The following is a 12,700-nucleotide window of genomic DNA, read 5'->3' on the forward strand; positions in this document are numbered from 1 at the left end:
TCAGCCCGCCGCGGGAACGGAGTTTGGACGAAGCGCCCTGCTGCGGCGTTTCATGTTGTGGCGGACGATCTCGGCGATCAGGCCGGGCGCTTCCTCGACCAGCATATGGCCGGCCTCCGACACGTGGTGCAGGTGGAAATGCGCTGGCAGACCATCGGCCTGGTTGAAGGGCAGCACTGTGTCATCCGTCCCCCAAACCACCATCACCGGCATATCCAGCGTTTCGAGCCGTTCGCGCGGGATGACGCCCTGCCGATCGTCCCTGGTCATGGCGGCCGCGATCTCGACCAGTTTGTGCAACTGGCCGGGACGCGCACGCATTTCGCCAAGCACATCCACGATGCGCTCCGAGGGCGGGCCTTGCGGTCCGGACATGGCGGCGAGGCAGGCGCGAATTTCACTTTTGCCGGCTGCTGCGGCGTAACGGCGCAACAGCGGGCCATTGATCTCAGTGCCAAACCCGCCCGGCGCCAGAAGCGTCAGCGAGGCTATCCCCTCGGGCTCGGCCAATGCCATCAGCACTGCCGCCGCCCCGCCCATCGAATGGCCGACGAGATGCACCCTCCTGATTCTGCGTGCGGCGAGGTCTGCAAGAATGGCCCGGGCGGCTGTTCTGGCCGGGCCGCCACCCGGGAAATCGAGGGACAGCCCATGGCCCGGAAGATCATAGGCCAGCGTCCGTGAACCAGGTGCCAGTGTCGAAATCACCTCGTGCCAGTCGCCATGGCAACCGCCGAAGCCATGCAGGAAGACAACCGTCTTCGGGCCGGCGCCGCGTTCGGCAGCGTAAAGGGATGAAATCACCGCGATCGGCCGTGCTGGTCGGAAGGACTAGCTGGCATTGCCGAGCCCGGCGGCACGCAAAGCCTCGACCAGCCGCTCGGTCAGATCGGCGGGGTATCTCCGCTCGACAAAAGTGGCGCGCGGATCGGCAGCGAATTTCGGGAACTTGACAGTCAACTCGTCCAAAAGTTCGTGCGCCAGTTGATCGCGGCCGGCGGCCTTGGCAGTGATCAGCCGCGCAGCCAGATAGTGCGATTTCGTCGGCGTCCCTTGCAACGCATCGCTGGCAAGTGCGGCCTTGTTCATATCGCCAGCCATGAACTGGCCGACAAAAAGCCCGTAATCCCACCAGGTCGGATGGGCGCTGGAGGTTTCGGCGGCGTGAGCAAGGATCGGTGTTCCCTCCCTGTACCTGCCGGCGAAAATCAGCCCGTAGGCGTAAGCTGCCGCCATGCTGAGGTCGTAAGGGTTGAGTTCGTAGGCCTTGCGGATCCAGCGGATCGATTCCTCCGAATTGCCGAGGCGGGAATTGAGATAGCCATAGGCACGGTGGGCATAGGGGCTGGTCGGCCCCATCTGCACGGCGCGACGGGCCAGCGACATCGCCTGTTCGATCGTTGCGCCGGCTGGATAGGCGTAGTGATCTGTGGCCGCCTCGAGATGCAGGGTCGCCAGCTCCGAAAAGACGAGCGACGATTTCGCATCCCGATCTACCAGGATTTCGAGGCAGCGATAGGCAGTCTCATGGGTTTTGGCGCCCTGGTCGAGATAGTATTTGTCGTTGAGCAGCAGACATTCCGTCAGGCCGGTCTGAAGGCCGCTCAGATCGATATAGTTGTAGATCGCGCCCGAGGCGGGAACGGCCGAACTCAAAATGCCGGCGACACTGTCCTCGACGGTGGAGGATGTGCTGTCGGCGGCAGTCAAGTTGCGTGACAGCAGGACCCGTCCGGTCGCCACGCTTTGAAGCTCCAGCGTGACATCGCCTGCCGTTGGTCCCGGCAAGACATCGAATACGAAGCTGATCGCATCGGCGACCGGATCGGGCGGGCCGTCAGTATCGCGACCGATGAAGGTGACCGTGTCGAAGCGGCTGAGGCCGGCGCGCAGCGATGCGGCGACGCGGGCAGCCTCGGCACTGTTGGTTTTCACCTCGATATAGACGAGCGGAAGGCTTTCAACCGGAGCCCATGGCGCAATGCTGCCGGTTGCCACCGCATTTTCAATCGTCGGCGCGGCATCGCTTCCGGCCAGCAATGCGCTGCTTCCCTGACGAAGGATCAGCACGCCCAGCATGGCGATGACCAGAGCGATCGCCAGCCAGAAAAACTGGAGATGGCGCAGCAGCGAGGGTGCCGGCTGGCGAACGACGGGGGACATCAACGATGCGGCAGGTGCGGCCATGCCGGGTTCTTCGGGCGATTCCGGCAAGGTGGCCGCCGCTTCGACGTGTTCCGCCGACGCCGGCTCGACCGGCAGGCGGATCGCGTTGCGTTCATAGGATGGAACATAGCCGCCACGCGGAATGGCAATGCGGATCGGCTCGGCAACGCCCTCATTGGCAAAGTAATGCTGCAGAAGCTCGCGCAACCTTCCCGCCTGCACCCGCACCACGGCATCGGTCGACGGATCGAAATCGCCGTCCTTGCCGAAAACATCCATCGCAATGGAAAAGCCCTTGAGCTTGTCGGCTTCGCCTGCCTGCTCGCGCTCGACCAGGTAGCGAAGCAGCTTACGCGCTCGTTCGGATCTCCCGAACGTTTCGCTGGCTAGCAATCGCTCCAACGTCTCGCGCACTGCGGGGGCGGCAGGCGTGGCATGCTGCAAGTGTCGATCCTCTCGAAGTCGGCACAGGTTAAGACGCAATCATATAGCGCCTGCACTGCCATACAAGCATGCATCCATTATGCGATCGCGTACCCCACCGGATAATATTCCGGTGGTTAATGGGCGAAAGACTGGAGCAGGATGGTACCATCCGGGCTCATCTTGCTCCAGCTCATCGCTTTCGACAGCTGGTCTGGAGCGGTCCAGCTTTTTGATAGACCGCCGAACCGCTCCAAGTATTTGTTTACGCAATTCCGGACGGAAAACCGCTACGCACCCTCGGGTCAGGCCCTGGATCAGGCCCGAGGGCATGCTTTTGCGCGACATGCATCAAGCATTTGTTTTACGCAATTCCGGACGGAAAACCGCTACGCACTTTTCCTGGAATTGCTCTAGTCGACCTTTCGGCCGACGATGCGGTTGGCGGCGGAAACCACGGCTTCCAGCGAAGCGGCCACGATATTGGTGTTGATGCCGGCGCCGAACAGTTTGCCGCCGGGATGCTCCATCTCGACATAGGAGATGGCCGAGGCATTCGAGCCGCGCTGCATGGAGTGCTCCGAATAGTCGAGCACCGACATCGGCACGCCGACATGACGCGACAGCGCGTCGACAAAGCCGTCGATCGGGCCGGTTCCGGAGCCTGAAATCGTCACCTCCTTGCCCCTGTCCAGGATGACCGCCTCCACCGCACGCCGGCCCTTGGTCTCGAGGTCCGGATAGGTGTGGTGGTCAAGGAACTTCAGCCGCGCGCCGGGCTGATCGACATAGGTTTCGAGAAAGCGCTCGTAGATGCGCTTGGCCGGCACCTCCTTGCCTTCGGCGTCGGTGATCGCCTGGATCGCCTGACTGAACTCGATCTGCAGGTTGCGCGGCAGGTTGAGGCCGTAGTCCGCCTGCAGCACATAGGCGATGCCGCCCTTGCCGGACTGCGAGTTGATGCGGATGATCGCCTCGTAGTTGCGTCCGACATCGGCTGGGTCGATCGGCAGATAGGGCACTTCCCAGTACGGCGTGTTGGCCTTGCGCAACGCCTTCATGCCCTTGTTGATGGCATCCTGGTGCGAGCCGGAAAAGGCGGTGTAGACGAGCTCGCCGACATAGGGATGGCGCTCGGGGATCTTCAACTGGTTCGAATATTCATAGACGTCCTTCATCCGGTTGATGTCGGAGCAGTCGAGCTCGGGATCGACGCCTTGCGTGTACATGTTGAGCGCCAGCGTGACGATGTCGACATTGCCGGTGCGCTCGCCATTGCCGAACAGCGTGCCTTCGACGCGGTCCGCGCCCGCCATCAGGCCGAGCTCGGTGGTGGCGACGCCGGTGCCGCGGTCGTTGTGCGGATGCAGCGAAATGAGCAGGTTCTCGCGGTTGTCGAGGTTGCGGCACATCCATTCGATGCGATCGGCATAGATGTTGGGTGTCGACATCTCGACCGTGGACGGCAGGTTGATGATCAGCTTGTTTTCCGCCGTCGGCTTCACGATTTCGGTGACGGCGTTGCAGATTTCCAGCGCCACTTCGAGTTCGGTGCCGGTAAAGCTCTCCGGCGAATATTCGAAACGATAACCGCCGCCGGCCTTCGCCGCCATGTCGGTGATCATCTTGGCAGCATCGGTGGCGATCCGCCTGATGCCGGCAACGTCCTTCTCGAAGACGACGCGGCGCTGCAATTCGCTGGTCGAATTGTAGAAATGCACGATCGGGTTGGTGGCGCCCTGCAGCGCCTCGAAGGTGCGGGTGATCAGTTCCGGCCGGCACTGCACCAGCACCTGCAGCGAGACATCGGCTGAGACATTGCCTTCTTCGATGCACCAGCGGGCGAAATCGAAATCGGTTTGCGAGGCCGACGGGAAGCCGATCTCGATCTCTTTGAAGCCCATGTCGAGGAGCAGGGCGAACATGCGCGCCTTGCGCTCGTGGCCCATCGGGTCGATCAGCGCCTGGTTGCCGTCGCGCAGGTCGACCGAGCACCAGATCGGCGCCTTGTCGATGACCTTCGAAGGCCAAATGCGGTCGGTGAGACCGACCGTCGGGTAGGGTTGGTATTTCCGGGCTGCCTCCGGCATGCCCCGGGCTGCCTCCGGCATGCCCCGGGCATCCTTGCCCATCTCCCCGCTGTCTGCGCGGATCTCTTCTCGTGCGTTCATTGTCGTCTCTCCCGGCGGCTCGCGGGATCCGCCTTCAGGCGGATCTGGTGCCGAGCGGCGCCTTTACCAGATGTTCATTCGCTTGATGTGACTTGCCAATTTTGAGACTGGCCAAGGAGCATGCGCGTGAGCGGCGGTTCGACCGCCGGGCGCTCCTTCAGCGAACCCGGCGATCGCCGATAAGGCCGAGAAGCAGCAGAGCGGAAGCAAGCGCGCGCACGGTCTCGCCAGAAAAGCCGGTCTGACGGGAAGCGACGGAGGTGGCGCGGTTGATCATGGCGGTTTTCATACAGGAGCGGCTAAGGAGAGGCAAGTGGGCTGCATGGCGGCGCTGTGCGCGCCCTTCCCCACACGCGGCAAATGCGCCAGACTGGGCTGTCGACTTGGTGACAATGCCGGGGGAGGCCGTCCATGAATTTCGTGTTCTTCTCGCCGCATTTTCCCGCTAACGGCGCCGACTTCTGCGATCGGCTGAGGAAGGCCGGTGCCACCGTGCTCGGCATCGGCGACGCGCCCTATGAAGCGCTGAACGGAAAACTGAAGACGGCGCTGTCGGAGTATTATCGCGTCGCCGACATGGAGGACTACGAGCCGGTGTTCCGGGCGATGGGCCATTTCATCCACAAATGGGGCCGCATCGACCGCTTCGAGTCGCTCAACGAGCATTGGCTGGAACTGGAAGCCAACATCCGTACCGACTTCAACATCTTTGGCACCAAACTCGATTTCGTGAAGAATTTGAAGCGCAAGAGCCGCATGCGCGCCTTCTTCCGCAAGAGCGGCGTCGAGACCATACCGCAGCGCAAATGCTCCGACCGGGCCGGCGCCATGACCTTCATCCGCCGCGTCGGCTATCCCGTGGTGGTGAAGCCGGACTCCGGCTCCGGCGCCTCGAACACCTTCAAGATTTCCAATACGAGGGAACTCGACCAATTTTTCAAGGACAAGCCGGAAGATGTCAGCTTCGTCATGGAGCAGTTCATCGAGGGGCTGGTGGTGACCTTCGACGGGCTGGTCAACCGCGACGGCGAAGTGGTGCTGGCGGCCAGCCACCGCTACGACCAGAGCGTCATGGAGGTGGTCAACCGTGATCGCCACATGAGCTACACCTGCTTTCCTGAGATCAGCCCGGCAGTCGAGGAGGCCGGCAGAAAGATCCTCAGGGCCTTCGACGTGCGCGAGCGCTTCTTCCATATCGAGCTGTTCGAGACCAAGGACGACCGCATCATCGCGCTTGAGGTCAACATGCGGCCACCCGGCGCCTGGATGACCGACGCCATCAACTATACGTTCGACATCGACGTCTATGCGGCGTGGGCCGAGATGGTGGTCAGGGATGCCGCTGGCGGGCCTTACAAGGGCAAGTACTTCACCGCTTATGCCAGCCGCAAACGGCACCTCCACTATTTGCATAGCCATGCCGACGTGCTAGCCGCCCACGGCGACAAGATCGTCCACCATCAGGCCATCGAAGAGGTTTTCAGCCGCGCCATGGGACACTACGCCTATCAGATGCGTTCCAAAGACGCCCAAGCGCTGCGCCAGGCGGTCAATTACATCCACGCGGAAAAGGCGTGAGGCCGATGGATATTTCTTATCACAAGGGTTTTGCCCGCAACCTTGGCCGCGACATGGAATACAAGCGCTACGGTCATGCCGGGCGGCCGGTGGTGGTGTTCCCGACCTCGCAAGGACGGTTCTACCAGTTCGAGGATTCCGGCGGGGTCGCAGTGCTTTCGGAGTTTATCGACACTGGCCGCATCCAACTCTTCACCCTCGACGGCATCGATTCGGAATCCTTCTTCGCCAAGCATAACGACCCGGCCGACCGCATCGCTCGCCACGAGGCCTATTTCCGCTATGTGCGCGAAGAGGCGATGCCGGAAGTTCTCTCTGCAGCGACCGAGGCCAATGGCGGGCGTACGCTGAAGCCGTTGTTTTCAGGCTGTTCGATGGGCGGCTATCATGCGTCGAACTTCGTCTTCCGATTTCCGGAACTGGGCAGCGGCGTGATTGCGCTGTCGGGGGTCTATTCGACCCGCGACTTCTTCGGAGAGGAGCTCGACGGCAACATCTTCTTCAACTCACCGCTCGACTATCTGCCTGGCATCGTCGACCAGAAACTGCTCGGCCGGCTGAAGGCGCTGAGGCTGATCTTCTGTTGCGGGCAGGGGGCATGGGAAGAACGGATGCTGGTCGAGACACGGGCGCTGGAACAGGTGCTGCGCGAAAAGTCCATTCCCGCCTGGGTCGACTATTGGGGAGGCGATGTCAGCCATGACTGGCCATGGTGGCACAAGCAACTGGTCTATTTCTTCGCCCGCTGGCTGGATGATGACCTGATACACAGGCTGGATTGATGACCCAGCCCGATCCCATCCGACGCTTCGTCGAGGCCACCAATGAAGGTGACACTGCGACGTTTCTCGACACGTTCACGGCGGATGCATTGCTGAGCGACTGGGGCCGCACCTTCAAGGGGCGCGCAGAGATCGCGCGCTGGAACCAGTCGGACAATATCGGCATGCAGTCCCATCTCAGCATTGTCTGCGTCGCAGCTGTGGACGGCACCTATGAGGTTCGCATTGCCGTGAAGGGCAATGGCTTCAACGGTGAGGGCGACATGACCTTCACGCTGGACGGCGATCTCATCTCCAGCCTGGTGATTGCGTGACTGTCCGCACCGTAACGGTGCGGCGGAACACGTCTGCGCGAGCGGGTCATTCCTTCAGGCTTCTTGCCACCAGCCGCGCCACGCTTGGCCCGATCAGCAGCACAACGAGGAAGCGTGCCGATTGCAACGCCATGACGAAGGAGATGTCGACGTGCTGTGCGGCGGCGGCGATGATGGCGACGCTATCCATGCCGCCGGGGCTGGTCGCCAGATAGGCGGTCAGCGGATCGATGCCGAGCACGTGGCTGATCATGAAGCCGAGACCGCCGCAGAAGGCGATGAGGATGATGATCGAACCGACGATCTGCGGCAGCGCCCGCGTCGCGTGCCGCAGAATTGCCCTGGTGAAATTCAGGCCGATGGTCCAGCCGATCGTCGTATAGCCGAGGGCAAGCAGCCAGGGCGGCAACTGCATCGGTACGCCTAGTCCGAGATGCACCGCAGTGCCGAAAACGAAGGTGCCGAGGAAGAAGGGTGACGGCAGCCTGAACAGCTTTCCGATGAGGCTGCCGACGAGCGCCACGCCAAGTGTCGCGGCAAAGGCTGTTGGATCGAACGGCGGGAACCAGATGATGGCCGGGACCTCGATGCCTGATGTGTCGACCCACATCTTTGCGACAAGCGCCGCAGTCATCGAGACGAAGATGACGCGCAGATATTGCATGAAGGCGCTGGTCGGCGCCGAAGGCGCCTGCCATCAACACCATGGCGGTGGCCGCGCCCGGCGATGAGCCCCAGACTGCGGTGGTGCCGGGCAGGATACGCCAGCGGCTGATCAGCCAGCCGAGCAGGCTTGACGCAGCAACGGTCGCCACCACGGTGCCGAGGAACAGCGGCCATTCCCTGTAGAAGAGCGGAAAGATGTCGGCGGAGATCGAAGCGGCGACAAGGCAGCCAACGATCGCCTGGGCGGCGCCGAACAGAGGACGCGGCACACGCACCGTGGCGCCGTTGGTGCCGGCCAGGATCGCCGCCAGCATCGGTCCGATCAGCAGCGCTGCCGGCAATGCGCCGAATTCCAGCGCGCCGGCAAACAGCATCGAGAAAATCAGCAGCACCAGCCACTGCCAGACTTTTGGCATCCGCGCCATGCGTTCGACGGTCGGCTGGTCTGGCAGGGAATCCATTTTTCGGTCTTAGACCCGAAGAGGGGAGATGCGAATCCCGCGGCGGCGAAAAATGCGTCCGCTCAGGCGTCAGTCGGTTTTGACGGCGGGCAGGCCGAAGCCGCCTACCGGCTGGGTCTCCACCTGGAACTCAAACCCGGCGATGATCGGCCGCGCCTTGGTGATCGCCGCCTGGACTTCCGGCAGTTGCAGCGAAGCCTTGTGGCTTGCCTGGTCGGTCCATACCTCGGTCACCCAGATCGCGTCGGCATCGGCCGGATCGGTGGCGATGATATAGCTCAGGCAGCCTGGCAAGGCGCCGGTGCTGGCAAGCAGGACGTCCATCATTGCGTCGCGCTGGCCGCGCGTCGCCCGCATCTTGCCGATCAGACCATACATTGCCGGTTTCTCCGTTGCTTGTTCCGACAAGTATGCAGGTCGCCGCTCACGGCATCAACTGGCCGCCGTTCACCTCGATCACCTGGCCGGTGATGTAACCGCTCAACAGAGCGGACGAGAGGAACAGATAGGCGCCGACGCAGTCCTCGGGCGTGCCGGCGCGGCCCTGCGGAATGGTGGCAACCATTGCCTTCATATGCTCCTCGGTCGAATAGCGCTCATGGAAAGGTGTCGCGATGGTGCCCGGCGCCACCGCGTTGACGCGGATGTTGAAGCCGATCAGTTCCTTGGCCATACCGCGAGTCACATTGGAGACGAAGGCTTTGGCCGAGCCATAAAGGCCGGCGCCGCCGCCGGCGCCATTGCGTGCTGCGATCGACGAGGTATTGACGATGAAGCCGCCCTGGGGCTTCAGCCATGGCATCGCCTTGCGTGATGCGGTCAACACGGAGCGGGCGTTGAGGTCCATCACCGCGTCGTAATGCGCCTCGGTCAGTTCGGCATAAGGCACGCGGCCGAGCATGCCGCCGGCATTGTTGACCAGGCCATCGAGCCGGCCGAAGTGTTGCGCGCTGTCCTCGACGACGCGCTCGACATCGGCAGCAATCGAGAAATCGCCCTGGACTGGGAATACTTCGCCACCGCCGTTGCGGATAGTCCCGGCCAGGTTTTCGGCAGCCGCCCGACTTGAATTATAATGCAGCGCGACGCGGCATTTCTGCGCGGCGTAGGCCAGTGCAAGTGCCGCCCCGATGCCGGTCGAAGCGCCGGTGATCAGCACCGCCTTGCCGGCGAGGTCGGGGATGACCAAAGTGGGGGTGACCAGGGTGGAGGTGACAGGGGTGGAAGTGACAGGGGCGGTGGTGGTGGCTGGCACGGCTATTCCTCCGGGACTCTCCTACTCTTCGTAGGGCCTCGCCGCTCTCATGTTCAAGTCCGTAGAGGTTCAGGGCCGCAAATAGGCGTAGCCCTGGCGCTGCAATTCGGCGAGCTTGACGACGCCGCCGGTCTCGGCGGCATGGAAGCCGTCGAGCAGATCGGTGAGCGCAATGTCCATGCCCTGCATGGTATTGGCGCAAGCATGCGGGGCCAGCCCGTCGCGAACCAGGCCGGAAAAACGGCTGGAAATGGCAGCCGACGCGCTCTTCGACTTGAAGGCGGCGAGTGCCGGTCCGTGCACAACCAGCACGATGTCGACCTTGCCGCCGGTGCCCTCATAGTGGTTCTTGATATTGCCCAAAACGAAGCCGACCTTGTCGAGGTCGCTGAGGTGATAGGCGACCTTTTGCCTTTCCTCTTCCACGGCCGCCGCCTTGACCTGGCGCAGCCCGAGAAGACCGGCTGCTCCGGCAAGTCCGACGCGGAAAATATCGCGACGTCGCATCATGTCGTTCTCCAGCATGTTCTCGCAAATTGCGTGGCTTCGGCATCGATCCTAGCATAAATTGAAGTTACGTCGTGATCGGGCGAGGAGAGGCACATGACGTCGAGGACCATTGTGGGGAAGACCATTGTGGGCGCCGGACTTGCTGTCGCCTTGCTATCCGCTGTGGCCAGCACGGCCCTTGCCGACGATACGCCTGAGCTCGCCGAACTCAGCCCGGACGGCAAGGATGCCTGTTTCGGGCGTATCTACGATGCCGCGCATCTCAAGGTGCACCCGAACCAGAAGGTGGGACGGATTTTCTTCTACTATGGCAGTGATCCGGTCAGCCATCCAAACGAGGAGCCGAGCAGTGGTCCATCCGGCTACAACGGTTTTTTGGCGACGACGGTGCGCGGCGCCAGGGAGCCCGAATGGGTCGGCGGTTGGTGCGGTAAGGATGATCCGCAGTCGGGCGAGATTCATTGCGGCATGGAATGCGACCGCACCATGGCCTTGGTGAACGTCGACGAAAAAGGCCGGCTGATCGTCTCCGGCGTGCATCGCAACCTTTATCTCGATGCCGGCGCCGAGGATGAACTTGGCGAAAAGGAGTTTGCCAGGCAGGCACTCGGCACGGAAGACGACGGCTTCCGGCTCGACCGCATGCCGGCGCAGACCTGCAAGGCCGAATTCGCGCGCATCGATCCGGTCGATCCGGCGCTGGGAGCACCGCTGCGCGAGCGGCTGAACCCGGACCAGCCGTTCTGCTACGGGCGCGACTACGATGCCGCGCATCTCGGCTCGCATCCCGATCAGCTTACCCACACCATCCGGGTTTTCCGGGGCCCGATCGAACTGGCCGCGTTCGCCAAGGACGGCGAACCAGCAAACTGGCCTGATGGCGCCGACATAGCCGTTTCCGTCACCACGCGCCAGAATGCCGCCAAGGTGACGCAGAGCTACAGTTGTGACGGCGAAGCGGACCAGTGGCGCTGTGTGGCGAGCGGAAGGACGAGCGACTTTTCCTGCGACATCGCGGCCAGGGAGATTTTTCTGCGTCGCGGCGCCAACGGCACGATGATGCTGGCGAACCCCAACAGCAGCCTGCCGATCGTCGACCTCTGCTCGAAGGCGGCAGAAGGCGAGACCGCATCCGACGACAAGGTCTATCGGCTGGAGCCGATGCCCCAGACTGCCTGCGCGCTTTGAGATTTTCGGGTCAGAAAGGATGCCATATGGAGAAGGCGAAGGTGTTCTGGTCAGGCCGCTCGCAGGCGGTGCGTCTGCCCAAGGAATTTCGTTTCGAAACCAAGGAGGTTTCGATCCGCCGCCAAGGCCGAGCGGTCATCCTCGAGCCGCTCGAGCAGGATTGGGGCTGGCTCGACCAGGTGACTGGGCCGCTTGACGACGACTTTGTCGAGGCAGCTTTAGAACGGCCGACCTAGCCGCCTCACGCGAACGGCACGGCCGTCGTGCCCTTGGGCAGTTTTGCCTCGTCATCGGGCTCGACATGGATGGTGACGCGCACCGAGGGGATTTCTGCCTTCAGCGAATCCTCGATGCGGTCGCAGATGACGTGGCTGGCGCCCACCGACATGTCGGCGTCGACGACCAGGTGGAACTCGATGAAGGTGGCGCGGCCGGCAATCCGCGTCTTCAGATCGTGGACTTCCATCGCGCCTTTGCAATTGGCCGAGATGATGTCGCGGATGCGCATGTGCTCCTGCGTGTCGACGGCGCGGTCCATCAGACCGTTCATCGACGAGCCGATGACGTGCCAGCCCTGCCACAGGATGTTCAGCGCAACGATGACGGCGAGAGCGGGATCGAGGACTTGCCAGCCGGTCAGCACGGCGCCGACCAGACCAATGAACACGCCGACCGAGGTCGCCACGTCGGTCATGATGTGCCTGCCGTCGGCGACCAGTGCCGGTGACTTCTCGGCACGGCCGGCACGGATCAGCGTCAAGGCCCAGAAGGCGTTGATCACCGTCGCGACGCCGTTGATGGCGAGGCCGGTCCAGGGCTGTTCGAGCGGGACGGGATGCCGCAAGGACCACCACACTTCGTTGAGGATCAGAAGGGCTGCCAGCACGATCAGCACGCCTTCCAGGACAGCCGAGAAATACTCGGCCTTGTGGTGGCCGAACGGATGATCCTGGTCGGCCGGCTTGTAGCTGACCTGGATCGCCCAATAGGCGGCGGCAGAGGCAATGACGTTGACGATCGATTCCAGCGCGTCCGAATACAGTGCCACGGAACCGGTGACGTACCAGGCCGCCAGCTTCAGGCCGAGCACGACGAAAGCGATGATGATCGACCAGAAGGCGAGGTTGGCGACCTTGCGCTTGGCGGCGTTTTTCGAATCAATAGCGGTCATCGATTGCTTCCGGCC

General features: G+C 62.6%; 12 protein-coding genes and 1 pseudogene. 5 read left to right on the top strand and 8 right to left on the bottom strand.

Annotated features, from left to right (window positions below; translation table 11 throughout):
- From AC0L16_RS25095 to leuA, 3 genes are all read right to left on the bottom strand, one after another.
- On the bottom strand, nt 1-804 hold the full coding sequence (locus AC0L16_RS25095; protein ID WP_473623932.1) for an alpha/beta fold hydrolase: 804 nt from the start codon (nt 802-804) through the stop codon (nt 1-3).
- Between the two features lie 27 nt (nt 805-831).
- Nucleotides 832-2,610, bottom strand: a complete 1,779-nt coding sequence (locus tag AC0L16_RS25100; RefSeq protein ID WP_473623933.1) for a tetratricopeptide repeat protein — start codon at nt 2,608-2,610, stop codon at nt 832-834.
- A gap of 392 nt (nt 2,611-3,002) precedes the next feature.
- Nucleotides 3,003-4,721, bottom strand: coding sequence for a 2-isopropylmalate synthase (gene leuA, locus AC0L16_RS25105; RefSeq protein WP_473623968.1), 1,719 nt, complete (start codon nt 4,719-4,721; stop codon nt 3,003-3,005).
- A 450-nt stretch (nt 4,722-5,171) separates the two neighbouring features.
- Between leuA and AC0L16_RS25110 the strand changes: the two genes are divergently transcribed.
- The 3 genes from AC0L16_RS25110 to AC0L16_RS25120 are packed head-to-tail and all read left to right on the top strand — an operon-like array spanning nt 5,172 to nt 7,434.
- A complete protein-coding gene (locus AC0L16_RS25110; protein ID WP_123149351.1) occupies nt 5,172-6,338 on the top strand; it encodes an ATP-grasp domain-containing protein in 1,167 nt (388 codons plus the stop codon).
- A 5-nt stretch (nt 6,339-6,343) separates the two neighbouring features.
- Nucleotides 6,344-7,120 (top strand): esterase family protein, encoded by a 777-nt coding sequence (locus tag AC0L16_RS25115; protein WP_473623934.1) that lies wholly within the window; start codon nt 6,344-6,346, stop codon nt 7,118-7,120.
- On the top strand, nt 7,120-7,434 hold the full coding sequence (locus AC0L16_RS25120) for a nuclear transport factor 2 family protein (RefSeq protein WP_473623936.1): 315 nt from the start codon (nt 7,120-7,122) through the stop codon (nt 7,432-7,434). Before AC0L16_RS25115 ends, AC0L16_RS25120 begins: the two co-directional genes overlap by 1 nt.
- A gap of 46 nt (nt 7,435-7,480) precedes the next feature.
- On the opposite strand, the pseudogene AC0L16_RS25125 reads toward AC0L16_RS25120, so the two are convergent.
- From AC0L16_RS25125 to AC0L16_RS25140, 4 genes and pseudogenes are all read right to left on the bottom strand, one after another.
- Nucleotides 7,481-8,561: pseudogene (locus AC0L16_RS25125) on the bottom strand (AbrB family transcriptional regulator).
- Between the two features lie 69 nt (nt 8,562-8,630).
- Nucleotides 8,631-8,939, bottom strand: a complete 309-nt coding sequence (locus AC0L16_RS25130; protein ID WP_473623937.1) for a putative quinol monooxygenase — start codon at nt 8,937-8,939, stop codon at nt 8,631-8,633.
- A 46-nt stretch (nt 8,940-8,985) separates the two neighbouring features.
- Nucleotides 8,986-9,765 carry an SDR family NAD(P)-dependent oxidoreductase gene (locus AC0L16_RS25135; RefSeq protein ID WP_473623969.1) on the bottom strand — a complete coding sequence of 260 codons (780 nt, stop codon included), beginning with the start codon at nt 9,763-9,765 and terminating at the stop codon, nt 8,986-8,988.
- 120 nt (nt 9,766-9,885) lie between these two features.
- A complete protein-coding gene (locus AC0L16_RS25140) occupies nt 9,886-10,323 on the bottom strand; it encodes a DsrE family protein (RefSeq protein ID WP_473623970.1) in 438 nt (145 codons plus the stop codon).
- Between the two features lie 96 nt (nt 10,324-10,419).
- On the opposite strand from AC0L16_RS25140, the gene AC0L16_RS25145 reads away from it, so the two are divergent.
- The gene (locus tag AC0L16_RS25145) at nt 10,420-11,514 is read left to right on the top strand and encodes a hypothetical protein (RefSeq protein ID WP_473623939.1); all 1,095 of its coding nucleotides are present in this window, start codon (nt 10,420-10,422) and stop codon (nt 11,512-11,514) included.
- 26 nt (nt 11,515-11,540) lie between these two features.
- The gene (locus tag AC0L16_RS25150; protein ID WP_473623940.1) at nt 11,541-11,750 is read left to right on the top strand and encodes an antitoxin; all 210 of its coding nucleotides are present in this window, start codon (nt 11,541-11,543) and stop codon (nt 11,748-11,750) included.
- Between the two features lie 5 nt (nt 11,751-11,755).
- Here AC0L16_RS25150 and AC0L16_RS25155 read toward each other — a convergent pair whose 3' ends face one another.
- Nucleotides 11,756-12,685 carry a cation diffusion facilitator family transporter gene (locus AC0L16_RS25155; protein ID WP_473623942.1) on the bottom strand — a complete coding sequence of 310 codons (930 nt, stop codon included), beginning with the start codon at nt 12,683-12,685 and terminating at the stop codon, nt 11,756-11,758.
- Between the last annotated feature and the right edge of the window lie 15 nt (nt 12,686-12,700).

The organism is Mesorhizobium sp. WSM4848 (assembly GCF_055811375.1).

Excerpts from the sequence above, each read along its gene's own strand:
- leuA (WP_473623968.1), bottom strand. The coding sequence starts at position 4,721 with ATGGGCAAGGATGCCCGGGGCATGCCGGAGGCAGCCCGGGGCATGCCG.
- AC0L16_RS25110 (WP_123149351.1), top strand. The coding sequence starts at position 5,172 with ATGAATTTCGTGTTCTTCTCGCCGCATTTTCCCGCTAACGGCGCCGAC.
- AC0L16_RS25115 (WP_473623934.1), top strand. The coding sequence starts at position 6,344 with ATGGATATTTCTTATCACAAGGGTTTTGCCCGCAACCTTGGCCGCGAC.
- AC0L16_RS25120 (WP_473623936.1), top strand. The coding sequence starts at position 7,120 with ATGACCCAGCCCGATCCCATCCGACGCTTCGTCGAGGCCACCAATGAA.
- AC0L16_RS25130 (WP_473623937.1), bottom strand. The coding sequence starts at position 8,939 with ATGTATGGTCTGATCGGCAAGATGCGGGCGACGCGCGGCCAGCGCGAC.
- AC0L16_RS25140 (WP_473623970.1), bottom strand. The coding sequence starts at position 10,323 with ATGCGACGTCGCGATATTTTCCGCGTCGGACTTGCCGGAGCAGCCGGT.
- AC0L16_RS25145 (WP_473623939.1), top strand. The coding sequence starts at position 10,420 with ATGACGTCGAGGACCATTGTGGGGAAGACCATTGTGGGCGCCGGACTT.
- AC0L16_RS25150 (WP_473623940.1), top strand. The coding sequence starts at position 11,541 with ATGGAGAAGGCGAAGGTGTTCTGGTCAGGCCGCTCGCAGGCGGTGCGT.
- AC0L16_RS25155 (WP_473623942.1), bottom strand. The coding sequence starts at position 12,685 with ATGACCGCTATTGATTCGAAAAACGCCGCCAAGCGCAAGGTCGCCAAC.